Below are 24294 nucleotides of genomic sequence, written 5' to 3'. Positions count from 1 at the left end.
ACCATCACGACCAGGGGCCAGTGGCGGTAGCGCACTCCGGGCGTGGACGGCTGGGCCAACGGGCCGGACAGCACGTCGAACAGCCGCTCGAGCGGGGCCACGCCGACCCGCCGACGCAGGTCGCGAAGCGCCTTCTCCGACGGCTGCGGCGCTCTGGCGCCGCAGCCCTCCCGCGCCCCGCCGCGCCTACTGAGGTGTGAGGGCCGGGCTTCGGACACTGGTTCCTCTCGTACGGCTTCTCGTCTCGCTTGCCGGACCTCCGCGAGGCGGTCCCGCACCCGTATCGCCAGACTCCCCTTCGGGAACGCCGCCCGCGCCACCACCACGGTCTGCTCCGGGATTTCCGGCAGCCCCACCGGCCGCATCGACATCCGTACCGCCTCCACGGCCGCACGACGGAGAAGCGACCTCAGGAACTATCACCGTGGACCCACCCTCACCCCCGCAGCGAATTGGGCAGCAGAGTCCAGCAAGCCCAGCGCATCCTGCAGGACTTGCGCGGTAAGGGAATCCTGGAACGCGAGGTCATCCTGGGAGCTTTGGCGGCGCGCGGTGCCTCTGACCGGTCGATGCGCAACCTCGGCCAGCTGTTCGACCAGCTGGACCGCCGATGACCCGCTGAGGGAGCTGGACCCTGCCGGGCCGCTGCGCGCCCAGAACGGACGCACGTGCAGCTGCCCGGCGCGTCACGAGTGGCCGCCGTCGCACCTGGTCTGGTGCCGAGCTGCGAAGGGCATTTCTCCCATCGGTACACCGGTTCAGCCGGGGGCGTCGTCGGTCTCCCAGTCGATGCTGCGCCGGTATTCGGGGTGGTTCTTGTCCATCTGGATGGCGGCGTGGATGGGCAGCGGGTGGCGGGTGCGGTGTTCCCAGGCCAGGGCGTGGTTGCACAGCCGCGGTGGTCAGGGCGTAGGGGAGCGCGTCGTCCCCGTCGGGCCGCTGGATGACGGCGAATTCGGTAGCCATGAGGTTGTACCAGGTCTCGGCCTGCTGCTCCTTGTCGTCGCAGCTCCAACGCCCCTGATTTTGGCCGGACTTGGCCGAAGGGGTCTTGCCGTCCATCTGGTGGGGGCGCCGGCTCATGAGGAACGTCGTGTCGGTGCCGTCGAACTGGAACAGCGCGTTGCTGGTCTTGTCACCGTCGTTCTCGTTGCCGTCCTCGCCGATCTCGTGGAAGAGCGCGGGCACAGGAATGCTCGGGTCGGCGCTGGAGGTGGTGCGGATGACGGCTCGCGGCCCGTGCTCGGGCGCGAGCGTGGCACCGGGCAACGCGGGCCTGCCGTTGGTTGGACCGTCGTCGGCGGGAAGCAGGTCGGCGTTCTTGTTCGACAGCAGCGGCCAGACGGGGCGGGTGGAGTCACCGGAGACGTAGAGCACATAGCCACACTCCAGGCGCCGGGCCAGCTCGAACAGAGCGTGGTCGATACGGCGGGGCAGGGTGTCGTCACCGCGGCTGCCCTCGGGAATGGGACGGCTGCGCGACAGCCCCTGGGCGCGGGCGTAGTTGAACCGGCCTCCGCTGCCGCCCCGGTCGGCCGTGTGGAGTGGGCGGTCTCGGTGGACTCCACCATCAATCGAGCTCACCAGCATGCTGCCGGTGCCCGGAAGAAAGGGATCCAGACGGGGACAACTGGAAGGTCCGCAACGCTCGGCGGCACGGCAGGCCCTCGGTCGGTCCCGCGGAGGACTGACCACCAAGGTCCACGTGGCGGTGGACGGCCGGGGATTGCCCCTGTCGTTTGTCGTGACGGCCGGGAACGTGAACGACTCCACAGTGTTCGAGGCGGTACTGGACGCCATCAAGGTGCCCCGTGCCACGGTAGGCAGGCCGCGACGCCGTCCCGACCGTGTGCTGGCCGACAAGGCGTACTCCTCCCGGGCCATCCGCGCCGGCCTGCGGCAACGCGGCATCAGGGCCACCATCCCCGAACGGTGCAGCGCAGTCCCGGGTCGTGCTGTCGGCGGCGGTCGTGCGGGTCAGCAGGTGATACCCGGCGGCGATTACCCGGGTGAGGTCGACGTAGGCTGCGGGGCTCGATGAGCGGGCTGCGTCCTTGGGGTCCGCCGACGTACTTGGGGAGACTGCTGTGAAGGCGTGGATTGGTGCCCATCGAGGCTTGCTGCTGGCGGTGGGTGCGGCAGTGGTGATCACAGCGGCGGTTCTGGTGGCGGTATTGCCGGGTTCGCATCGGGCCGACAGTATTCCTCCGACTCGTGCCCGCGAGTACTCCCAACAGCAGGCGTGTCTGCTCACGTCGGATCGCGGTCTGGCGGACGCGGCGGCGGTGCCGGTGTGGGCCGGGATGCAGGATGCGTCGGCGAAGACGCGGACGCGGGTGATGTATCTGGCGGTGGCAGGGGAGCAGAGCGCCGCCAACGCGGCGCCGTTCCTGGCTTCGCTGGCGCAGCGGCACTGCACCGTGGTGCTGACGGTGGGTGCGGCGCCAGGCGGCGCGGTGGCCATCGACGGGCCGAAGTTCCCCGGGACTCGCTTCGTGATCGTGGGAGGAACGGCGACTGGTGCGAACGTCACCGTCCTGCCGGCTGACTCGCCGAACGCCACACGATCGTCCGTCGCCTCCGCAGTGGAATCGGCGACCCATGGGTGATCAGGCAGTGGTGCGGCCTTGGTGGGACCTTGAAGGGGAGTTGACTGAGCCTTCCGCAAGGTATTGACGGGCTCCTCGGTTGGCAAAGATCTCTCCACGGACAGTTCGGACGCATCGGATATTTTGACCCGATTGTCCATGGCATGGCAATGGGGAGTCCACGATCCACCCCTGTCTGTGGACTTTCGGTGAGCTCGCTGTGCATGATCGGCAAGTTTTGTGTGCCGATGATCATCTGGAGCTGTGCCGTGCGCGCTCGTCCCTACCGCCGTTCCGCCCGGCGGGTCGCGTTCCATCGCCGTTGGCTGCGCGCCACCGCGATGATTGCGTTCGTCTGCATGGCGCTGGTCTTGACGACGGAACAGGCCGCCGCTGACGGCGCCACGTTGCCGGCGCTGTCGATGCCGAGCCTGTCCTCGCTGACGGCATGGCTCAAGGACCCGCACTGGGGTCGCATACCGAAACAGCAAAGTGGCACTGCCGCCGGGCTCAGTCACCGTGCGAGTGCCGCCTCGACCCGCGCGGGCAAGGGCGCGGGCCGTGCGCCGGGCAAGGGGCACGGAGAACTCGATCCGTACCAGCCGTACGGCAAGGCTGTGAAGCCAGGCCAGAGCCGCACGGTCGGCGGCTTCTCCGCCAAGACCAGCAAGCGCAACGCCGCCACTTCGGATCGCACGTCCACGGTGTACGACAACGCCGACGGCAGTACCAGCCGCCAGCTGTCCCAGACACCCGTCAACTACCGTGACAGCAACGGCACGTGGCAGGCCATCGACACCCGGGTCAAGTCCTCCAGCGACGGCCGACTGCACGAAGCCGCCAACTCCCTGGGCGTGGACTTCGCAACCAAGAGCTCGGATCCGGCCCTGGCATCCTTCACCGATGGCTCGGGTCACAGCCTGTCCTACGGCCTCCAGGGCGCAGCGCCCGTCACTGGCACCACAACCGGTACCGACGTCACGTACAACAACGCACTCCCGCAGACCGATCTCCACCTGGCGCCGACCGCCCAAGGTCTCAAAGAGGCGATCGTCCTGCACTCCGCGCAGGCCGGGAATTCCTGGATCTTCCCGCTGACGCTCACCGGACTGGTTCCCGTCCAGGCCAAGGACGGCTCCATCGACCTGAAGGACGCGAGCGGCAAAACCGCCGAGCGCATCCCCGCGGCGTACGCCTTCGACTCCAAGGTCGACCCACGCTCAGGCGATCCGGCAACCACCCACGCGGTGACGTACCAGCTGATCCAGCAGGCCGGGCACCCCGCGTTGAAGATTGTCCTTGATGCCGCGTGGCTGAAGGATCCGTCACGGGTCTTCCCGGTCACTGTCGACCCGATCATCACCGACGGCTGGACCACCACCTACGCCGAATCGGGCGCCCCCGGGGACCACTCCTACGAGCAGACCATCAAGGTCGGCTCCTACGACTCCGGTCCGCATTCGGCCGCCTCCTACGTCAACCACTGGTACAGCGGCTTCGACGCCTCCCACGTCACCGTCACCGCAGCGACCCTGCGAGTGTTCAACACCTGGGCCGCGACCTGCACCCCGGAGCGATTCGACGTCGCGCTGGTCACCAGCGCCTGGACGCCCGGTGGTGTGACGTCCTATCCCGGGCCGTCCTACGGTGCCTCGATCGGCAACCTCACCCCGACCGTGAACAACGCGTGCCACAACACCGCCGCCGACCACAGCGTCGGTGACTGGGTGGACGTCCCGCTGACCACCTCCGCCATCCAGGGCTGGATGAACGGCACCACCGCGGACAACGGCCTGGCGATCTACGCCGCGACCAATGACGCGTTGCACTGGAAGCAGTTCGGGTCCTTCGCCGACGCGGCGTTCGGCCCCCGGATCGTCATCACCTACACCGGCAACACACCCCCGCAGATCTACCAGCAGTACCCGAACAACAACGCCACCGCGTACACCACCACCCCCGAACTCACCGCCTGGGGCAGTGGCGCCAACGCCTCGTCCGGCAGTACCAACCAGTACGACTTCCAGGTCTACGACAGCACCAACGCGAAGGTCGCCGATTCAGGCCTGATCGCGGCAGGGGACTGGACGGTCCCCGCGGGGAAACTCACCTGGGGCAAGACCTACTACTGGACCGTCCAGGCCTACGACAGCAGCCTCTACTCGCCCGCCGCGGCCTTCAACGCCCTCAACGTCCAGGTCCCGCAGCCACTGGTGACCTCCGGGTTGTCGCAGAACAGCAGCGACCACGGCTTCGACGCGTCGATCGGCAACTACACCACGTCGGACACCGACGCCTCCATCTCCACCGCCGGCCCGAGCCTGGAAGTGCAGCGGGACTACAACTCGCGTGACCCGCGCTGGACCGGTGCCTTCGGCGCCGGCTGGTCGAGCGTCTTCGACGCCCGCGCGACCGAGCAGTACAACAGCGTGGGCGCGGTCACCGGCACGGTCGTCACCTATCCGGACGGATCCCAGGTCGGCTACGGCAAGAACGGCGACCCCACCTTCTCGCCGCCTTCCGGACGCTTCGCCACCTTCAGGCCCGTCACCGGCGGCTACAGCCTGACCGACAAGAACGACACCACCTACACCTTCACCCAGGCCCTGGGCTCCGGCGGGTACGGCATCACCGCGATCACCGATGCCAACGGCCGCGCCATCACCTACAACTGGTCCGGCGGCCAGATCACGCAGATGACGTCGGCCACCTCCGGGCGAGCCCTGCACCTGACCTGGAGCACCCCGCCCGGCGCCTCCGCCGCGCACGTGGCGACGGTCTTCACCGACCCGGTCACCGGCACTGACCAGAACACCGACCAGACCTGGAAGTACGGCTACACCAACGACCAGCTGACATCGGTCTGCGCCCCGAATTCGTACACCGCGTGCACCACTTACGGCTACGCCGCCGGTTCGCAGTACCAGAATGCCGCCCAGGATCTGGGCCCGCATTCCTTGTGGCCGCTGTCCGAAGCCTCAGGCAGCACGGCCAAGGACGCGGTCCTCGCCAACCAGGGGACGACCAGTGCCGCCTACAGCAACGTCACACTGGGGCAGCCGGGACCGCTGACCGGCGGATCCGCCACCGCGGCGGGCTTCAACGGCACCTCCTCCTCGGTCGCGTTGCCCAAGGACTTGGGCAACAACACCGACTCGGGTGCGCTCTCGCTGTGGTTCAAGACCTCCGCAGGCCCCGGCGTGCTGTACTCCTACGCCTCACAGCCCGTCGACGCAGGCAATTCCCCGGGCGCTTACACCCCCTCGGTGTACGTGGGAACCGACGGTAAACTGAAGGCCGAATTCTGGTACAGCGGCGGGATCGCCCCCATCACCACAGCGGCCTCGGTAGCCGACGGCAAGTGGCATCACGTGGTGCTCTCGGCTGCGGGCAACTCCCAGACGCTCTTCCTGGACAGCGCCAAGGTCGGCTCGCTCAGCGGCACGGTCTCGATTCAAAGCGGTGTCGCGTTCGGCAAGAACCAGCCGTACAACTACCTCGGCGCCGGATTCCTCGGCGGGAACTGGCCCGACGAGCCGCACCAGAGTTCCACCGTCAAGACCGGCTACGCCACCTACTTCAACGGCTCCATCGCCGACGCCGCATGGTACGACCGCCCGTTGGTGGCCGCCGATGTGAACGCCCTGTACAAGTCCGCCACGCACAGCGCGAGCCTGCTCACGTCCATCACCCGTCCCTCCGGCAAGTCCTACGCGACGATGGCCTACGACCCCGCCACCACCACCCTCACGCAGCTCACCGACGAGAACGGGGGGGTGTGGAAGCTCGGCTCGCCGAGCATCACCGGCTCCAGCCAGACGTACCGCGGAGCGGTGCTCGGCGGAGCACCGACCACCTACTTCCGTCTCGGGGACACAGCGGGCGCCACCACAGCGGTCGACGAGACACGCGGCGGTGACGGAACCTACAACGCGGTGACCCTCGGAACGACCGGGCCGTTCAGCGACCAGAAGGCCGCATCCTTCAACGGCACCAGCTCACGCGTGCAGACACCCGACGTGATCTCGCAGGCCTCCTCAGCCTCCGCCGACCTGTGGTTCTCCACCACACACGGCAACGCGATCCTGCTGGAGCAGCAGGCGGCCGCCATCGGCGGGTCCGTCAGCTCCATGACCCCGTTGCTGTGGGTGGGCTCGGACGGCAAGCTGTACGGCGGCGTCAACACCGTCAGCGGAGCCGTTCAGATGGCCACCGCGGGTACGGTCACCGACGGTAAGTGGCACCACGCGCTGGTCAGCGCCTCCGCCACCAGCCAGACCCTGTACCTGGACGGGACCCAGGCCGCGACGAAGACCACCACCGCGCTGTCCAACGCAGCCCGCACCTACAACTACATCGGCGCGGGCACGACCGGCAGCGGCTGGAACGGCCTGACCGCCGGCACCATCCTGTATTTCAACGGGTCGATCGCCGAGGTCGCGCAGTACCGTACCGCGCTGACCGCCCAGGACGCCGCCGCCCACTTCCAGGCTGCCAAGAACTCCACCGGCCTGCTGCCCGTCGAGACCATCAGCGTCATCTCCCCGGCGAACGCCACCTCGACGTACAAGTACGACGCGGCCAACGGCAACCGCAAACTCTCCGAGACCGACGGACTCGGGAACACCACCACGTTCGGCTACGACACGGGTGGCTTCGAGCACACGGTCCTGGACCCCAACGGGGCGATGACCGTCACCGGACACGATGTGCGCGGCAACGTGGTGTCCACCACGACCTGCCAGAACCAGGCGGCCAACGCCTGCTCCACGCGCTACTACAGCTACTTCCCCGATGACACCAGCCCGCAGTTGACCACCGCGGACCCGCGCAACGACGTCCTGCTGACCGAACGTGACGGCCGTTCCTCCAGCGGGACCGACCCTACGTACCTGACGTCCTTCGGCTATGACACGGCCGGCGACCAGACCACCGTCACCGGGCCCCCGGTGGCCGGTTTCCCCGCAGGCCGAACCGCCACCACTGTCTACAGCGACGGCAGCGCGGCCTACCCGGCCGCGGACAGCGGCAATGTGCCCAAGGGTCTGCCGGTCAGGGCGGTGTCGCCCGGCGGCGCGGTCAACTCCGTGTCCTATTTCCACAACGGTGACGTCGCCTCCACCACCGATGCCGCCGGCCTGGTCACCACCTACGGCTACGACGGCCTGGGCCAGGTGCTCAGCAAGACGGTCCTGTCCGACACCTACCCGGCCGGCCTCGTCACCAGGTACACCTACGACCTGGCCGGACAGGTCACCTTGGAGACCGACCCGCCGCTGGTCGACCGTGTGACCGGTGCCACGCACACCGCCGCTACCACCACGGTCTTCGACGACGACGGCAACGTCACCTCGCAGACCGTGGCCGATGCCGGGGGCGGTGACACCTCCCGTACCGAGACGCAGACCTACGACGCGTACAACCACCTGGCTTCGCAGACCGATGCGAACAGCAACGCCGGCGCTGCCAACGGCGGTACCACCACGTTCGAATACGACACCGACGGCAACAAGGTCAAGGAAGTGTCCAAGTCGGGCACGATCACGCAGTACACGTACGACGACAACGGCCATCTGCTGACCCAGGGGCTGATGTACACCGGCGACCCGGTCCACCCCAGTGCGCCGACCCTGCTGATCGAATCCTCGCGAGCCTACGATCCGTCCGGCCGGTTGGCCTCGATCACGGACTCGATGGGCAGCACCACCACCTATACGTACACCGACGACGGTCTGACCTCCACCGTTTCCAAGAAGAGCTTCGACGGCGCCACCAGCACCCAGCTACAGAGCAACACCTATGACGCCGCCGGGAACCCCCTGTCGCGGACCAGCAACAATGGCGCGACGGTCACCAATTTCGCGGTGGACGCCGCCTCCCGCACCACCAGCACCACCGTTGACCCGACCGGTGTGAACCGGACCACGAGCGTGTCGTACACGCCGGACGACAACGTCGCATCCTCCAACGAGCATGACTCGTCCGGCTGGAACCGCACCACCACCGCCACCTACGACGCGTCGGGCAACACCCTGTCGAAGACTCTGTACGGGGACGCCTCCGGCCACCCGGCGGGCTGGTGGAAACTCGACCAGACCTCCGGCAGCACCGTCACCGACCCCTCCGGCACCGGCAACACCGCCGCACTGGGCAGCGGAGTGACCTGGGCAGGCGGTGCGGCGGCGTTCTCCGGAAGCACCACCGGCACGGGCGGTGTCATCGCCACCAACGCGCCGGTTCTGAACACCACAGCCTCCTACACCGTCTCCGCCTGGGCCAACCTCGCCGACCTCAGCACCTACCGCACGGTCGCAGCACAAGGCGGCACCACCACCTCTTCGTTCTACCTGCAATACAGCAAGGCCTTCGCCGGCTGGGCATTCATCGCCCCCTCCTCGGACTCCGTAACTCCGACCAGCTACTTCTCCGCCCACACCGCGTCCGCGACGGCCAACAGCTGGACCCACCTGGTGGGCGTTTTCAACGCCGGCACCGGCGCCATGCAGCTGTACGTCAACGGCACCCTCGCCGGAACCGGCACCAACACCGCGCCGTGGACGGGCAACGGTCCGCTGAGCATCGGCGGCGCCCAACAAGCCGGCGGCGCAGCCGCCACCAACGTCGTCAACGGCCAGACCGCCAACGTGCAGACCTACCCGCGGGCCTTGTCGGCGGCCGAAGTCAGCACCCTGTTCGGCAACGGCCGCAACGGCGGGACGGTCGGGTCCTCCAACCAGCAGACCACCAGCTACGTGTACGACAAGCGCGGTCTGCCGACCTCCATGACCGACGCCAATCACAACACCACCAACTACGCCTACGACGAGGCCGGCAACCTGGTGGTCACCACCGCCCCCGCCGTCCAGGTCGAAGCCACCGGCGGTGCTACCTCGGTGACCGCGCGCCCCGTTACCACCAGCGGGTTCAACACCTTCGGCGAGGCCGTCGAGGAGACCGACCCGAACGGCAACCAGACGGCCATCGTGTACGACGCGAACGGAAACAAGGTCTCCCAGACCCTGCCGCCGTACACACCGGCCGGCACCACCACGCCGCTCACCGCGACATCGTTCTGGACCTACGACAACGACGGCAACCAAACCGAGGCGACCACCCCGAGCGGCCGCACCACCAGCTACCTCTACGACCAACTCGGTGACGTCGCCCAGGTCACCGGTGCCGACGGAGTCAAGACCCACGCCGTGTACGACACCAACGGCGAGAAGCTGTCGGTCACGGACGGCACCGGCGCCACCACCCAGGCCACCTACGACTACCTGGGCCGGCAACTGACCTCCACCACCCTGGAGCGGTTCCCCTCCACCCGCACCCTCACCTCGACCAACTCCTATGCCGTCACCGCGGGGAACCCTTACGGCGCGTTCCTGTCCTCCTCCACCACCCCCGGTGGCGTCACCAGCAGTTACGGCTACAACCGGGCCGGGGATGTCACCGCGTCCACCGACGGAGCGGGGAACACCACCCAGTTCACCTACGACTTCCAGGGCAACCGGCAAAAGACGATCCTGCCCGACGGCACCTGGAGCCAGACGGACTACGACGCCTCCGGCCAGCCGACTACCAGCAAGCAGTACGACGCCACGAGCACCCTGCTGACCCAGACCTCGCAGATCTACGACGGCGTCGGCAATGTCCTGACCTCCACCGACGCCAACGGCCACACCAACCATTTCCTGTACGACGCGGCCGGCACCATCACCCAGCAGATCCAGCCCGTCAACGCCACCACCTCGATCACCACCAGTTTCGGCTACGACGCGAACGGTCAGCGCACCCGGTTCACCGACGGCCGCGGCAACGCCTGGACCTACGGCTACACGCCGTGGGGTCAGCAGCAGTCGGTAACCGCCCCCGCCACCAGCACCTACACTTCGGCTGCGGACTCCACGACCACCTACGCCTACGACGCGGACGGACAGCTGGCCACCGCGACGCAACCGGGCGGCGTCACCACATCGATGACCTACGACAGCGTCGGTCAAGTCCTGTCGGAGTCGGGCCAAGGAGCGGAAGCGGCAACCGCGACCCGCACCTTCTCCTACGACAACAACGGCCAGGTGCTGAGTGCCTCGACATCAGAGGCCGGAATCACCGGTGGTCCGGACCACCAGACCTCCACCCAGGAATCCTTCGGCTACGACGACCGAGGCGACCTGCTGACAGCGTCCGGTTCCGCCGGCAGTTCCAACTTCACCTACAACGACGACTCCGCACCTGTGACCCGCGTCGACGCGGCAGGAACCACCAGGTACGGGTATGACACGGGTGGCCGTCTCTCTACCCTCAACGACGCCGCCACGGGCACGGATCTGACGTACACCTACAACACGCTCAGCCAGCCGAAGACCGTGAAATACGGCACCAGCGGGCAGACCCGCACCTACAGCTACAACACGGCGCATCAACTGACCGGCGACACCCTGGTACAGGGCGCGTCCACCCTCGCCGGCATGACCTACGGCTACGACAACGCCGGCAATCTCACCTCCAAGACCACCACGGGCGTCGCCGGAGCATCGGCCAACACCTACAGCTACGACTGGGCGAACCGCCTCAGTTCATGGAACAACGGCACCACGGCCACCAACTACTCCTACGACGCCTCCGGCAACCGGACCCAGGTCGGCGCGGACGTCTACACCTACGACGCACGCGACCAGCTGACCTCCGACGGAACGCACACGTACACCTACTCCGCCCGCGGCACCATGACCTCGGACGCCTCCACCGCCGGCGGTACCGTCGCCTATGGCACGGACGCCTACGGCGGACAGATCACCGCGGGCACCCACTCCTACACCCTGGACGCGACCGGCCGGAACATTTCCGACGCGGAGAGCGTGCAGCACTCCACCCGCACCTTCCAGTACTCCGGCGCCACCAACACCATCGCCTCGGACGGCAACTACACCTACAGCTACGATCCCGGCGGCTCGTTGACCGGCATCAACGTGGTGGGAGCCGTGTCCACCAGCACCGGAGTCCTCGCGCTGACCGACCAGCACAGCGACGTGGTCGGTACCTTCACCTCCGGTGCCACCACGCTGGGCGGCTCTGCCAGTTACGACCCGCTCGGCAAGGTCACCGGCAACGGCGCCCTGTTCGGACACCTGGGCTTCCAGTCCGGCTGGACCGAATCCGACACCGGCAAAGTCGCCACCGCCTCGCGCTGGTACAACCCGGCGACCGGCACCTTCATGAACAAGGACAGCGTCTCGCTGAACCCGGTACCGAACTCGGTATCAGCCAACCCCTTCGCCTACGTCAACGACAACCCGATGGCCGGCGCGGACCCCTCCGGTCAGTGCTCCTGGTACGACGCGGTCTGTGGCGCGAAGAAGGCCTACCACGCGGTCGCCAGCAACGTCTCGTCCGGTGCCAGTTACGTCACCGATGCGGCCGAACGCGCCTACGAACACGCCAGCCACAACGCCGCAGCCGCCTATCACTACACGGCCGCCAAGGTGAAGGCCGTCGTCTCCTCCGCCAAAAGCGTCTACAACCGCGCGAAGACCAGGGTCCAGGACGCCTACCGCTCCACCATGCGGCGCGCCCGCCGCGTCTACAACTACGCAGCCCGACGCGTCAAACGCGGATACCAGGCCGCCGTCCACGCGGTCCACTCCGCCCACCACGCGATATCCCGCGCCGTGACGAGAGCAAAGGCCGCGGTCAAACGTCGGGCCTCACAGGTAGCGTCGGCAACCCGGACCGCCTACCACGCCACGGTCAAGGCGGCGAAAACCGCAGGCACGTACGTCAAGCACCACGCAGCGGCCATCACCTCGTTCGTGGTGTCCACCGCGGTGTTCGCGGGCTGCGAGGCAGCCACCTGGGGAGTCGGAACCATCGGTTGCGCGGCCCTGGCCGGCGCCGCAGGATCACTGGTGGAACAGGGCTTCGCCTGCGCCGAACAGGGCGGTGGAGCATGCAGCGTCGGCGCCTTCGGAGCGGCCGCGGTCACCGGCGCCGTCGCCGGAGCCCTGGGCGGCGCGCTCGGCGCGCTGGGCGGCAAGATCCTGGCCAAGATCGCGCCCAAGGCGATGAAGGCCGTTGGCGGCCTCTTCGGCAAGGGAGCCACCGAGGCGGAGGAATCCGCCGCCACCGATGCCACCAGCGAAGCCGCCAGTAAGGCGGAGGCCAAGGGTGCTGGTTCCCGTAGCGAATCGGGCGGCTGCAAGGGGAAGGGGGTGCCGCACAGTTTCACCGGCAGCACCCGCGTCCTGATGGCCGGCGGCACCGCCAAGGCGATCGACCAGATCAAGGTCGGCGACACCATCGCCAACGCCGTCCCGGGCCAAACCGGCACCCAGGCCCACACCGTCACCGCGGTCATCGTCACCACCACCGACCACGATTTCGTCAACGTCGGTATCAAGCGCTCCACCGGCTCCGCCACCAAGGCTGTCCTCAAGAGCGCCGCGAAGAAGACCGCTGTCGGCCTCGCCGCCTCCGCAGCCCTGTTCACCATTCTCAGCGCGACTCACACGGCAGCCGACAAGCACGACCTGTCAGCGACCGCTCCCGTAGCCGCTCAGGTAAGCACCTCGTCCAGCGATCACCTCACAACCACCTTCCACCACCCCTTCTACGACGAGACCCAGGCTTCGTTCACCGACGCCAAGGACCTCCACCCCGGCGACGTCCTCCAAACCCCGACGGGCCCCGCCGAAGTCACCGACGTCCGCCTCTACCACGCCAACACCACCACCTACGACCTCACCATCGGCGACCTCCACACGTACTATGTGCTGGCGGGGGCTACGCCGGTCCTGGTACACAACTGCAATCCGCTCGACGGTATCGCGGACGAGTTGGCAGGCAGCAAGGTTACGACTGGTCAGGTCGTTGATGATGCTGGAAATAGAGTCGGAGCTCCTGTATCAAGCGGTGAGAATGGTTCATTCGTGCAAGTGAGGGACGCGCTCAGAAAATCTGGCGTGCCTCACGACGCTGCAGGTGGGTTCGCGGCCGCGTCTCATGTAGAAACCAAGATCGCTTTGGCAATGAGAAGCAATGGCGTTCGGAGGGCGACAGTCGTAATCAACAATTCTGACGGGGTTTGTTCTGGTCCCTATTCATGTATGACTGGGGTGTCTGCAATTCTACCAAGAGGGTCTAGCCTGACATCCGTTTGGCGCACTGAAGAGGGCTGGCATGGGGTAACTATGCTGGGCGGCGGTTAATCTCAAGAGGTGTAATATCTGGCCGGCCCTGCCCTGGGGTAGAATCCTCCGGGGTGGGGCCGGTCTAATTTCAGTTTTCCGCATCGCCTCACCTGCGAACGTTGGAGGATGTTAATGATTCTGACTATTTTCACTGGCGGTACGACATATCATGCAGCATCGGGAGTTATCCTTAGGCGCTTGATTGGCCAGTTGGTGACCGGCGGGCCCGGCCGAGAGTCAGATGTGGTTGGACAGCCAAAGGGTGGCATTCTTGCAACGTTTGTGCTCTTGGCGCCACATAGGGATCCGATGAAATCAGATCGGTATTTTGACAGCTATCTTCAGGTCTCGACAAATCCGCTTACAGGATATGGTGCATTGAGGTGGCAAGTTCCCGAGGATTCCGTAGTTCCAGTGGATCGGGAGATTGCGAGGAGTGTATGGATCTCTAGGAATCCGGAACCGCCGGCGTTGGATCAAAACGTTGTTGCTGATTTGGGTGATTGGAGGCTGTTCGAGCCCCGCAATACGCTGCCGATATCTGATATTCGTGCGGCCGTCGAGGAATTTTGCGAACTAAGAAGCGGTCAGAGGCCTACGGCAATTTGCTGGGATCGTGGTGACTTCGGCGCGTACCACTCTCTGAATGGACAGGCAGATATGACACCTTCCTACTGTCAGGATCCGTGGTGCAAAGATTCGGGTGCACGGCACCCATTGCACTGATGAAGGTTCTCGGTGGCGAAAGATGGAATCTCCCTTTCGGTGAGACGGTATTTATTACTCGATCATGGAGGTTATGCGCGAATTTCGCGTTGATGTCGCTGTTTGTTGAACTTTCATTTGCTTGTCGATGTGTGCAAGCGAATTTGACGCCCCGTCAGGCGGTGTCTGGCGAGGCGTCTGCGTGGGGTGACGGCAGTAGTTGACGGCAACGTCAGCGGACGAGGGCTGCGCAGGCTGGCGGTTCATCGCCGTCGCCGTAGGTCGTCTCGGTGATCTCCAAGCTGCCGACCGCGGTGCTGAGGGTGTCGATGGCGTCGCGCTGGAGGCGGAGTCGGACGTGGGCGTAGACGCTGGCGGTGACGCCGATGTGGGCGTGTCCGAGGAGTTCCGCAAGCGTCGGTGTGTCCACGATCAGTGACCCAGGCCGGGGGTGCCCAGTGAGCCAGCCGAGAAGTGATGTCGACCGCATGCGCCGCAGAGAGCTGTACGACGCCGCGTCCGGTGGAGGAGGGCCCCGCTTACTGCCGTGGACCAGCCCGGAGGGGAAGTTTTGCTACCTGAGCACCGACGGCCGGGGCTATCTCTCCACCCTTGCCGACAGCATCGAGACGGCACAGCCAAGCATGGGCCAGGAATTGTTGGAGTACGCCCGAAACGCCACAGCACCCGGCGCGAAAACCCTGTCGGCGACCGAATACCGCTGGCTGGCCCGCCGGTTGACAGAAGCCCTGGCGGACGCGCTCAGGGTCGCGGACTCACGCGGACAGCGCATCCCGGATCACGAAGAGGCGACCGAAGATGCCTGACTCCCCGAAGGCCGGCACGCCAGTACGCAATGCCTCTCGGGGGCGCTACCGCTTCCGTGAATACCATGTGACCACCGTCCCCGACCCCCTGGCGCTGGCGAGCATTGAGGCGGTATGCGTCACCGGCGAAGAGCGCAACTGCGGTGTCACGTCAGGCACGCTGCACACCCTGGACGAGCTGACCCGCTGGATCGCCGAACACTGCGCCCAGAGCGGCCACGAACTGTGCGAACAGACCGTCCGCGCCCTGGTCCGTGCCGAGCCCGGCGCGTGGCAGTAGAGTCCCCCCGCCGACAGCACGCCAGCGGCAACGCGACCCGTGCGGCTTGAGCCGCTGACGGCAGTAGCGACGGCAACACCCACGGATTCCCCCGCACAACCACGGACACCAGTGGAACCCGAAACCGCCGCTGATCTGCGAATACGCAGATAGAGAGGGGCCGCGTAGCACACGTACTATGTGCTGGCAGGACAGACGCCGGTACTCGTACACAACTGCGGAGACATTGGACAACAAGTCGAGCACGGTTCAACTGAGTTGAGTCGCGCTACGGCGTTTCAGCGCTTGCTTGACAATAACCGAGGAAATCTGTACGGAGCAGCGAGGCTCCGAGATGGAAATATCATCGCGGCTCATTCTGATGACGCGGGTCACGCCGAAGAATACCTTGTACAAAAAGCAAGGGGCGGAAGCAACATTGCCGAGATGTATACCGAGTACGGAATGTGCCCAAGGTGTCAAGGGCCCGGCGGGAAGCGCGCTGTTCTTTCGTCGCTCCCTGCCGATGTACAGTTGACCTACTCAATCCCGTTCGCAAACCCGGCCAGTAGGACGGCGGCAAGAACCGCCCTGCGCGGGGTAATTAAATCGATCTTTGGATAAGAAAGGCTGTGATGTTCATGGCGCCGCACCTTAAATTCTCTAAGTACCCTGACGGCGTGCCGTCAGCGGTGACACCTGAGGTGCGGCGCTTTTTGGAAGATCATGGGGTTCCGCAGGCTGTCCTCACTATCTTTCGCGCAGTTGACGGGCCGTTTGTTCCTTCATGTGCGGGTCTCGGGTATAGCGTCAACGGCGTCACCATCGGCTACTCTCGTGAAGATGATGAAATCTGCATCAGCTCAGACGCCGGGCAGGTGCTGCTTTTGGCCTCCTGGAGCCCCGCGGCACCTCTGGTTGTAAATCGAGACATTGCCGCTTTTGTCGATTCCTTGGCCATGCTGAATGGAATGCTCCCACTGTATGGGATCGATAGAGATCTGGATGTATCTGAAGCGGCAGCAGATCGGCTCCGCTTCGAACTCCGGCGCCTTGATGCGACCTCCACGGAAGATCCGAACGGTTTTTGGAGCGCTTTCCTTGATGATGTGGCAGTCGGCGACTACCCGGGCAAGTGACGGTGTCCCTTTCCGTGTAGCAGGCTGGTGGCCAGTGGAGATCTCGGTGATCCTCGAAATGGTTGGTAAGAGGCAGTCGAGAGAGCGAATAGTCTCCGCAGTCGACATATCTCGGCTGGATTCCCAAATCGCCATCGCGCCATGTGAAGAGGACCCACCGGATGCATTCCGGTGGGGCCTCTGGGGCGTCTGACGGCAGTGGTTGACGGCAACGTCAGCGGACGGGTGCTGCACAAAGTGGCGGGTCTTCTCCGTCGTCGGACTGGCTGCCGGTCTTGGTGGGGGCGGTTCCGGAAGCTAGGAGGAGGTGCAGTCGAATGAAGATGGCGGCGGTCGAATTCACTCTTGACAATGGAATCCTGGTGATCGGAGACGACAGTGCTTTCCCTGAGGCCTACAATTTGTCGATCGAGACGCTGCCCGCGGTTGAGGACAGGCTCATCGCGATCTCGTGCCGACAGCAAATCGCTCCGATCAGAGTTGAGCTGTGGCGCAATTGGGCGCCAATGAGCCATTGCATCATCTCCGCGAATTTGATGCTTTCCGGTGGAATGCTCGCACTTGGCGAATGCTTTGGTCGCCCATTGTTCCGATGGCCTGCCTCCTCCCCAGGTTCCAGCCTCCAGCTTGATGTCTACGCAGATGACGAAGTCGAGGCGTCGTTGATTTCGGTGGTGGTCCAGCCGAATAAGCGAGCGGCGCAATCATCGTGTCGACGGTCGGAGCTCCTTGAACAATTGGATCAAGTTGATGACATCAGCAGGATTGACGTCATCCTGGCGGAGCGCTCATTTCCTGTTGTGCGCTTGAGTGCGGCATTTCGTGTGATTCGCCGAGCGATGGAAGGCGATGCTTCCATCCATCGAATCAGATATGCAATAGAGGCGACGGTGGAATGGATGCGCTGGCTTCGGAGGGAAATGTCAAAGACTGAAGTTGCCTGGGTTCCACCTCTATTTGATGAGCTGGCACGGTCTCAGATGCCAGCTGAAAGCGCTGCCCGTGTGCTTATCGATCGGCTAGCTGATTCGCTTGCGATGTCCACGAGTGAGCTCCTGGACGCACGTTGGTGATCGCTTCCAGACTCCTTGCCAGGTCCGGCGAGCACACCTAGCGCCCCGTGCGCCTCTGACGACCAGATGGGCGACACCTCAGAGGGCTTGGGCCTTCGTGCCAGTCAGCCTCCCGCTCACCGAGTTCGGGCAGCACTTGTTGATCGCATAGCCGAACAATGTCGCGCGAACTGGTACCGGTGGGCAGGGGCCGGTCACATCGGGAGGGCGAACAGACACACTAGCTCTGAAGGCCAGTACGTGTTGTCGCGTAGGGGCCCGGCCGACGCCGTCGCGCGCCTCGCGGAGGACACGCTGCGCCGGGACGCGGACTGGTTCGCCCGGTGGGAATGTGATTTCGACGGGGTGTACACCGCGTCAGATGACCCCGGTCAGGTCGTCGTTCTACCACCTCCCGCGCGCCGCGATCGACAACGACTACGTCTGGCTACAGTTCGGGGAGCGGCCCTGGCTGCAGTTCGGCATGCGGCTGCCCGTCACCGCCATCGAGCCGGCCTTCCGTCCGCGCTGGACGACGCCTGCGTCACACGCGCGACAGCACAGCGCTGCGCGAACTTCTCACCTCCGCCGGATTCGAAATCGATCCTGCGGCCCCTGCCCGTTCCTGAGCATCATCCCCCAAGAAGAGGCGTCAGCATGGATCTTCTCTCCGCCGTCGGCGGTGGCACCGGCATCATGGTTCTGGCCGCGATATCGTCCTACCGCAAGACGCGCAAGGCCCGTCGGCCGGCACAGCCGGCCGACAGCAACCGATCGATCGACCCGGCGGCCTACGGCATGGTCCCTATCGGCCGAGTAGACACCACCAGGGCCGCAGCAGGTTCCGAAGGCGAAGCCGTAGCCGCGGCGGCGCTGGGCGGCGACTGGCGCACCGCTTCCGCGTACCTCCATTCGGCGGGCACCAACTGGGATCTGCGGTGGCACCGGCTCGGCTATCTCGCCGAGGCCGCCGCGCAGGATGACAGCTGGGTACGTGCCTGGCAGACCGAACAGCCGTATGACCCCGGCGCCGCTTTGGTACATGCGGACGGGCTGATCTCCCTGGCCGGCAACCTGCGGGGAAGCCAGAACGCCAGGCATACCTCCCACGAACAATTCGAGGCATTCCACCGAGTCCTCGCGCAAGCCCGGCACGCATGCGACCGCGCCGTCGAGCTCGCTCCCGCAGACCCCACGCCGTACGTCGCCCAGCTCGCCGTCGCACGCGGACTCGGCTGGTCGCATGAGGAGTTCCGCGCACTCTGGACTGAGATCGTCACCCGGGACCCGTACCACTTCGGCGCACACACCTCGGCGCTGCAGTACTGGTGCGCCAAATGGCAGGGCTCCCATGAGCTCATGCACGGCTTCGCACAGCGCGCGGCCGCCTCGGCCCCCCACGGGGACCTGCTGGCGACCCTGCCGATATTCGCGTTCTTCGAGCAGAAATACCGGGACGGGAACGAGGACATCTACGCCATGCCGACCACCGCGCCTGCCGTGGACGCCGCTTTGCGCGCGGTGGCGAACGCGTCCCCCGGTCACTACCGACTTCCGGCGATCAGGCACATGCTGGCGTACACACTGGAGAGCTCTGGGCGAAACGCCGAGGCCGTCGTTCAGTTCCAACTCATCGGCGGATTCGCGGGAGGCGCACCCTGGAGCTACTTCGGCGAGCCGCTCAAGGTGTTCGCCGCCACGCGGGCCCGCGCCGTCGTGGGTTGGGAAGACGCCGGCCGACCAGCCATAGCGGCGCTCTGACCCACCGCGATACGGCCATCGGCTGCAGGCCCGGCGCTGGGTGGCCCCGCGCTGGTCCCCGTGGGTCCCTGGTTCGACGCGTTGCCGGGGCTGAATGCTGCGGTGTCGCAGTGGGCGGTGTCACGCGGCGTGGATGTGCTGCTGACGGGCCTGGGGGCGGATGAGCTGTTGGGCGTGCCGTGCTACGCCGCGGCTCAGATCGCCCGCCGCCACGGCCTGCGGGCGGCGGCCCGCTATGCCGGTGACGTCGCCCGCCGCGGCCCCGGGCTATTCGGGGAGGCGCTGGCCCTCGCGGCGCACCTCTGCTGCGTAGTGGGCTGGTCTGGTATGGGCCCGTCTTCACGGAATCGAGCGCTGGGATACGGGAGTCCTCGGATTTGGCGCGGAACCTGAATAGATTCGAGCCGGCTGGTCCGCTTCCTTCGTTCAGTGACCGGTCCATCGACTTTGTGGTCGAGCATGGCCGAGCCGTGGATCTATCGAGGAGAAAGCCTCTCGCCAGCCGGGTGGTCCGGCCGATCCTGGAGATTGATCTCCCCTTCATCAACGGGCTCAGTCTCAGCGACTTCGCACAAGTCACGACTGAGGAATTCGACTCGTACCGCCAGCATCGCGACTTCATGCGCTCCCGGCTCCTCGAACTCGACGATGCGCTGGAAGCGGTCGACTCCCAGGTAGCCCTGGAACGAGTCGCGCTCGCCATCCGTGACGAGCTGAACGCTGCTACCGCCGAGATGAGCAATGCTGCCCGGTCCCAGGCTGTCGGCCGTGCCGGTGCCGTACTGGGGGCGACGAGTGCCGTCCTTGCCGCCATCCGGCCCGAAGCACTCCAAGGTGCGCTCGCTTTTAGCTCGACGATCGCAGCCCGTAGCGTCGGCTTGTAGCCGACCATCCAGTCATTTGCAGACATCAAACCCAAACGCACACGCGGCAAGTGGCACTACGTATGGGTGCTGCAGAAGAAGGCCGCCCGCTGAGCTTGTTCTTTAACGTTTCGGCGCTCAGTGAGGTTTTCTCGGCGAAATGATCTAGTGCTGGATTCCTTAAAGGCAGTACATATACCGGCGGCGTAGGTGTCGGGTGGGTGGGGCAGGTCTGCCCCAGATCCAGGGTCTGGCACGGGTGTTGAGCTGGGCTGTTGCGAGTGTGGTGGCTTGGGTGATCTCGTCAGGTCCGGCGAAGGACTGTCCGGCGAGGGCAGCTTTGCGGAAGATGCGCCACCAGCCTTCTTGCAGGTTGAGCCAGCAGGCGCCGACGGGTATGAAGACATGCCGGATACGGGGGTGGTCCTCGAGCCAGGTTCGGTGGACAGACTGTTGTGCGAGGACAGGTTGTCGGTGATCACGTAGATGTCACCGTTCGGGTTGGCGTTCTCCAGCTTCTGCAGGAACTGCTGGTAGAAGACGCTGTTGCGGGAGGAGGCGGTCATGGTGACCTGCTGTCCGTCTCGGACGCGGAGGCCGCCGTAGACCCAGGTCTTCTCCGGTCCGCGGCTGTAGTCGAGTTGTGCTTTGATGCGGTGTCCGTCCGGCGACCAGCCCGGCGCCCGCGGGAAAGTACGCGGGATCACCGGCCCGAGCTCGTCGACGCAGACGACCGTCGCGTCTTCGGGCGGGCAGGTGTAGAGGCCGCCGACCCGCGTCCTTTTCCCTCGAAATCCCGGTCCTTCGAACGGATCCAGGAACGGGTGCGGCGCCATCTGACGCCCTCGGCCAGCAGGATTCTGCGGACCTGGGACCGGCCTACCTCGATCCCGTCGCGGCGGGCGGCCTCAGTGAGGGCGTCGAGTGTCCACTCAGGTGCCCCCGACTCGTCCTGCGCCTCCAGTTCACCGCCCTCGTGCCTGGTCAGACGTCCCTGCGGCTCGCGGCGACGTGGACCTGTGCCACGGCCCGCCCCTGTGGCTGCTGCGGGTTGGCATGCTCGTCGTTACGACGGCGTCTCATGCACAGTCACGGTCGGCTGACCGTCATGCTCCCCGATCTCGATGAGGCTGGCGGCCTCGAGTTCGGCAAGCTACGGCCCCAAGGCAGCCGCGTTGTCGGCCCCGACGAGACCGGCCACCTGATTCAAGTCGATACTGTCCTGGAGGGACAGCAGGACAACCTGCAAGAGCCTGGTGGTGGCGCTGAGTCTGTCGTCGAGGACGGCATCGCGATGGACGATCACGACGGACGGCCTCGGCCTTGGTGTAGGGGCATGGCGTCATTCTGCTGCTGATGATGAACTGCACCCATGCTGTTGTCTCGTGCTCGCGCGTCGCAGCCCGTTTGACGAGCCGGTCGCGTCGCACAGGGCGGCCGGAGCCGGACCGAGCACGGCGCGTCCGAGCGAAGCCACGGCGAAACACCGACCGTCAGCACCAGACGCCTGCCCTCGAAACGCGGCAGCGTCAGCCCGGCCAGCACAGTCCGTAGCCGACCGAAGTTGATCCGGTCCTGGTTCAGGGCGCCGTACATCGCTCCGTGCCCGCGACGATGCTCGGGCAGCAGTGTCAGGTCCACCGGGGACTTCACCGCACCGGCCGCACACAACACCGCGTCGGACAGCTAGTTCATCGCGCCGTGCGGTCAGGCACTCGTAGGACTCGCTGCGGGAGCGTGACGCTTCCGCGAACGCTTCCCTCCGGACAGCATCAGGCAGCAGGTTCACCCTCACGGCCTTCGTCGTGGTCACGTGCAACTTGGTCGGAGCACATGATCAGACGAAGGCCGCCCCCATGTCAGGCGAATCCCCATGTGAGCGACCCAGTTCGAGACGCCCTTCGAGGGGTGCTGTGACAACGAACTTCGAGCGTGTGCAGTCCCCAGTTGCTGGCGCCCTACCAACCCACATTCTTGGCCACATCGGTCTGGGCGGCGGCAATCTCTTCGTCAGTGGACTCGGTGACGTCCACCCCCTCCAGGCGTGCCAGCAGATCCGCGAGAGCCTGCTTCTGAGCCGAGTGCGTGATCGGTACGGCGTTCAGGTCCGTGCTCATCAACCAGTCGAACAGCACGATGGCGTCAGAACGCCATAGGCGGAGATCGACGGTTGGTGTAGACCCCCAGGGGAACGCAGTTTCCATGTGGGTATCTTGCCAGTTCAGGCGCGCTGTGGATCATCACAGGTCCTTGGGTGCGCGGCTTCCTGCCCCAACCTTCGGTGCAGCAACTTCACGCTCGGCCGTCAAGCGTCGATGGTAATGATCAAGGGCCGGCTTCACAGGCGAAGTCGGAAGATTAGGGACAAGCCAAGCGGCGGTTTCGTGGGTGGTCGCGGTGGTGTGATTGCCGGACTTAGTTGACGTGACCGTTCAGGAGCTTCTCGTGGCCTTCGACATAGTCGTCGTGGTAGCCCAGTTGCTGGCCGAGGCGGGTGTAGCGGGCGAATTGCTCCGTGGTGACAGTGTGTTCGCATTCCATGAGGATTTGTAGGAACAGGCGGAAGGCGAGGTCCGGGCTGATCGTCGTGGCCGCCTGTTCCAAAGCTGGTCCCGGGCCGTTGGTGACCGCGCCCCGGGGGGACTCCAGCACGGTGCGGCATGCTTGGATTTCATACAGGACAGCGGCTTTGGGGCCCTCTTGCACGGGTGCCGGATAGGGCGCGTAGGTGGGGTCCACGTCGAGCAGCCGGGTACGGCAGCGTCCGGCGATCTCGCGGAGCCAGGGCCGCCCGGTGATGTCCGGGGCGTCGTCCACGTGATAGCGCCCGGAAATCGCCCGCCACGGGTCGGTCAGGACCCGATCGGGCATCGGGGAGTCGATCAGTCTTTGGACGTCGTCGAGGAGCACGGCCGCTTGGATCCCGGGAACCAGCCCGTTGTCAGCGTGCAGCAACCGGTCCACCATTTGTTGCGGGGTGGCGTCGCCGTAGTAGCTGTGGCTGTCGAACATCGCGCCGAGCATCGCCAGCCCGAAGCGTCCTGAGCGGAGCGCGCGGTCGCCGGGGTCGAGTGGCGGCCATTGCACGTTCAGTCCTTGGTGGATCACGGAGTAGTGATAGGCGAGTTCATCGCGCAGTTGCAGGAGGCGGTCGTACTGGTCGGCCGGGACCGGCACGCAGTAGGCCTTGGCAGTACGCAGGAACAGGCGCAGGCCGAGGTCGGCGTCGACGTGCTGGACGATGTCATAGAGCGCCGCCACCATGTCAGCTGCGGGGACGGCGCGGCGTAGCCGGGGCGCGAGTGCGTCGATTTCGCTGCGCACGGCCTCGCGCAGTTCCCTCCTCGCTGATCTGAGGGTGATGCCCTACCGGGTCGGACGCCTGGCCGGAGTCGGGCTCCCGGTTCTCGGGCGGGCACAGGTCGGCGAGCCGGAGCAGCCAGTCCCGTATGCCGGTGGCCTCGTCGGTCGGGTCGAAGCATCCGCCCGTCGCGGCCCGCCATGCGGCATGCAGGACGTGGTCCGGCAGCGGTGATCCGAGCAGCAGCCGCACGTCGGCGCCCAGCTGCAGGTCCTCCTGCTGCGTTGTCTCCTGTGCGGCCAAGGCGAGGATGGTCGGAGCGTCGATCCGCAGGCCTACTCGCGACCGCACGCGTGCGGTCAGTCCGCTGAGCCCGAAGTCCTGATCGTAGTCCTCGTAGTAGACCGGGCGTGGCCTGCTGGGCACAGTTTCTCCTGGCATAGGGGGGTGCCCCTTCCGGGCGGAAGGGGCACCCACGATCTGAGAGGGCGGTTCGTGAGTTGATGTCCGGTTCTGGGTGAGACGGGATAGGGCTATTGCTTGCGGATGAAGATGCCGGTGTCGACCTCGGTGAGGACGTCGAGTTTGACCAGTCGTTTCAGCTTGGCGC

General features: G+C 65.7%; 16 protein-coding genes and 4 pseudogenes. 12 read left to right on the top strand and 8 right to left on the bottom strand.

The features are described from left to right. Positions 1 to 17 precede the first annotated feature (17 nt). A pseudogene (locus tag G3I60_RS44845) lies at positions 18 to 143 on the bottom strand (IS4 family transposase); the annotation flags it as partial. Between the two features lie 615 nt (positions 144 to 758). After that, positions 759 to 1590, bottom strand: a pseudogene (locus tag G3I60_RS41145) (RNaseH domain-containing protein). On the opposite strand from G3I60_RS41145, the pseudogene G3I60_RS41140 reads away from it, so the two are divergent. The 4 genes and pseudogenes from G3I60_RS41140 to G3I60_RS47170 form a co-directional block, all read left to right on the top strand. Further along, positions 1531 to 1933: pseudogene (locus G3I60_RS41140) on the top strand (IS5 family transposase); the annotation flags it as partial. The pseudogenes G3I60_RS41145 and G3I60_RS41140 overlap by 60 nt on opposite strands. Before the next feature lie 154 nt (positions 1934 to 2087). Continuing rightward, positions 2088 to 2609 (top strand): hypothetical protein, encoded by a 522-nt coding sequence (locus tag G3I60_RS41135; protein WP_164608465.1) that lies wholly within the window; start codon positions 2088 to 2090, stop codon positions 2607 to 2609. A 248-nt stretch (positions 2610 to 2857) separates the two neighbouring features. Continuing rightward, the gene (locus tag G3I60_RS46620; RefSeq protein ID WP_164608464.1) at positions 2858 to 13795 is read left to right on the top strand and encodes a LamG-like jellyroll fold domain-containing protein; all 10938 of its coding nucleotides are present in this window, start codon (positions 2858 to 2860) and stop codon (positions 13793 to 13795) included. A gap of 108 nt (positions 13796 to 13903) precedes the next feature. After that, positions 13904 to 14503: an Imm1 family immunity protein gene (locus tag G3I60_RS47170; protein ID WP_369334875.1), complete on the top strand. Its 600-nt coding sequence runs from the start codon at positions 13904 to 13906 to the stop codon at positions 14501 to 14503. 211 nt (positions 14504 to 14714) lie between these two features. Here G3I60_RS47170 and G3I60_RS41120 read toward each other — a convergent pair whose 3' ends face one another. Further along, a complete protein-coding gene (locus tag G3I60_RS41120; RefSeq protein ID WP_164299021.1) occupies positions 14715 to 14912 on the bottom strand; it encodes a hypothetical protein in 198 nt (65 codons plus the stop codon). Positions 14913 to 14970: 58 nt separating this feature from the next. On the opposite strand from G3I60_RS41120, the gene G3I60_RS41115 reads away from it, so the two are divergent. The 7 genes from G3I60_RS41115 (at position 14971) to G3I60_RS41085 (ending at position 20404) form a co-directional block, all read left to right on the top strand. Beyond that, a complete protein-coding gene (locus tag G3I60_RS41115; protein ID WP_164299046.1) occupies positions 14971 to 15309 on the top strand; it encodes a hypothetical protein in 339 nt (112 codons plus the stop codon). A gap of 67 nt (positions 15310 to 15376) precedes the next feature. Next, positions 15377 to 15589, top strand: a complete 213-nt coding sequence (locus G3I60_RS41110; protein WP_203675135.1) for a hypothetical protein — start codon at positions 15377 to 15379, stop codon at positions 15587 to 15589. A gap of 180 nt (positions 15590 to 15769) precedes the next feature. Further along, entirely contained in the window at positions 15770 to 16192 is a 423-nt protein-coding gene (locus G3I60_RS47165) for a nucleic acid/nucleotide deaminase domain-containing protein (protein ID WP_164299017.1), read from the top strand. Between the two features lie 11 nt (positions 16193 to 16203). Then, entirely contained in the window at positions 16204 to 16707 is a 504-nt protein-coding gene (locus G3I60_RS41100; protein WP_164299015.1) for an SUKH-4 family immunity protein, read from the top strand. Between the two features lie 317 nt (positions 16708 to 17024). Continuing rightward, complete coding sequence (locus G3I60_RS41095) at positions 17025 to 17780, top strand: hypothetical protein (RefSeq protein ID WP_164299013.1); 756 nt, start codon at positions 17025 to 17027, stop codon at positions 17778 to 17780. A 636-nt stretch (positions 17781 to 18416) separates the two neighbouring features. Further along, entirely contained in the window at positions 18417 to 19520 is a 1104-nt protein-coding gene (locus G3I60_RS41090) for a hypothetical protein (protein WP_164299011.1), read from the top strand. Between the two features lie 377 nt (positions 19521 to 19897). Beyond that, positions 19898 to 20404 carry a hypothetical protein gene (locus tag G3I60_RS41085; RefSeq protein WP_164299009.1) on the top strand — a complete coding sequence of 169 codons (507 nt, stop codon included), beginning with the start codon at positions 19898 to 19900 and terminating at the stop codon, positions 20402 to 20404. A gap of 56 nt (positions 20405 to 20460) precedes the next feature. On the opposite strand, the gene G3I60_RS41080 is transcribed toward G3I60_RS41085, so the two are convergent. After that, entirely contained in the window at positions 20461 to 21219 is a 759-nt protein-coding gene (locus G3I60_RS41080; RefSeq protein ID WP_239070924.1) for a transposase, read from the bottom strand. A 272-nt stretch (positions 21220 to 21491) separates the two neighbouring features. On the opposite strand from G3I60_RS41080, the gene G3I60_RS44840 reads away from it, so the two are divergent. Further along, positions 21492 to 21740 (top strand): hypothetical protein, encoded by a 249-nt coding sequence (locus G3I60_RS44840; RefSeq protein ID WP_164299001.1) that lies wholly within the window; start codon positions 21492 to 21494, stop codon positions 21738 to 21740. A gap of 92 nt (positions 21741 to 21832) precedes the next feature. Here G3I60_RS44840 and G3I60_RS41075 read toward each other — a convergent pair. The 4 genes and pseudogenes from G3I60_RS41075 to G3I60_RS41060 form a co-directional block, all read right to left on the bottom strand. Further along, positions 21833 to 22172: pseudogene (locus G3I60_RS41075) on the bottom strand (transposase); the annotation flags it as partial. 169 nt (positions 22173 to 22341) lie between these two features. Beyond that, on the bottom strand, positions 22342 to 22587 hold the full coding sequence (locus tag G3I60_RS41070) for a hypothetical protein (protein ID WP_164299007.1): 246 nt from the start codon (positions 22585 to 22587) through the stop codon (positions 22342 to 22344). Between the two features lie 211 nt (positions 22588 to 22798). Beyond that, positions 22799 to 23647: a hypothetical protein gene (locus G3I60_RS41065; protein ID WP_164299005.1), complete on the bottom strand. Its 849-nt coding sequence runs from the start codon at positions 23645 to 23647 to the stop codon at positions 22799 to 22801. 1 nt (position 23648) lies between these two features. Continuing rightward, complete coding sequence (locus G3I60_RS41060) at positions 23649 to 24110, bottom strand: hypothetical protein (protein ID WP_164299003.1); 462 nt, start codon at positions 24108 to 24110, stop codon at positions 23649 to 23651. Positions 24111 to 24294: the final 184 nt, after the last annotated feature.

The sequence above is a fragment of the Streptomyces sp. SID13666 genome (assembly GCF_010548325.1).
Classification (GTDB): Bacteria; Actinomycetota; Actinomycetes; order Streptomycetales; family Streptomycetaceae; genus Actinacidiphila; species Actinacidiphila fildesensis.
Note: the sequence above shows the minus strand (reverse complement) of the source record. Positions and strands in the feature narration are given on the sequence as shown.

What these genes read in the sequence shown, in the direction of transcription:
- G3I60_RS41065 (WP_164299005.1), bottom strand. Translation starts at nt 23,647, where the DNA reads ATGGTGGCGGCGCTCTATGACATCGTCCAGCACGTCGACGCCGACCTC.
- G3I60_RS41115 (WP_164299046.1), top strand. Translation starts at nt 14,971, where the DNA reads ATGCGCCGCAGAGAGCTGTACGACGCCGCGTCCGGTGGAGGAGGGCCC.
- G3I60_RS44840 (WP_164299001.1), top strand. Translation starts at nt 21,492, where the DNA reads ATGCTCCCCGATCTCGATGAGGCTGGCGGCCTCGAGTTCGGCAAGCTA.
- G3I60_RS41090 (WP_164299011.1), top strand. Translation starts at nt 18,417, where the DNA reads ATGGATCTTCTCTCCGCCGTCGGCGGTGGCACCGGCATCATGGTTCTG.
- G3I60_RS47170 (WP_369334875.1), top strand. Translation starts at nt 13,904, where the DNA reads ATGTTAATGATTCTGACTATTTTCACTGGCGGTACGACATATCATGCA.
- G3I60_RS41080 (WP_239070924.1), bottom strand. Translation starts at nt 21,219, where the DNA reads ATGGCGCCGCACCCGTTCCTGGATCCGTTCGAAGGACCGGGATTTCGA.
- G3I60_RS41070 (WP_164299007.1), bottom strand. Translation starts at nt 22,587, where the DNA reads ATGGAAACTGCGTTCCCCTGGGGGTCTACACCAACCGTCGATCTCCGC.
- G3I60_RS41100 (WP_164299015.1), top strand. Translation starts at nt 16,204, where the DNA reads ATGTTCATGGCGCCGCACCTTAAATTCTCTAAGTACCCTGACGGCGTG.
- G3I60_RS41095 (WP_164299013.1), top strand. Translation starts at nt 17,025, where the DNA reads ATGAAGATGGCGGCGGTCGAATTCACTCTTGACAATGGAATCCTGGTG.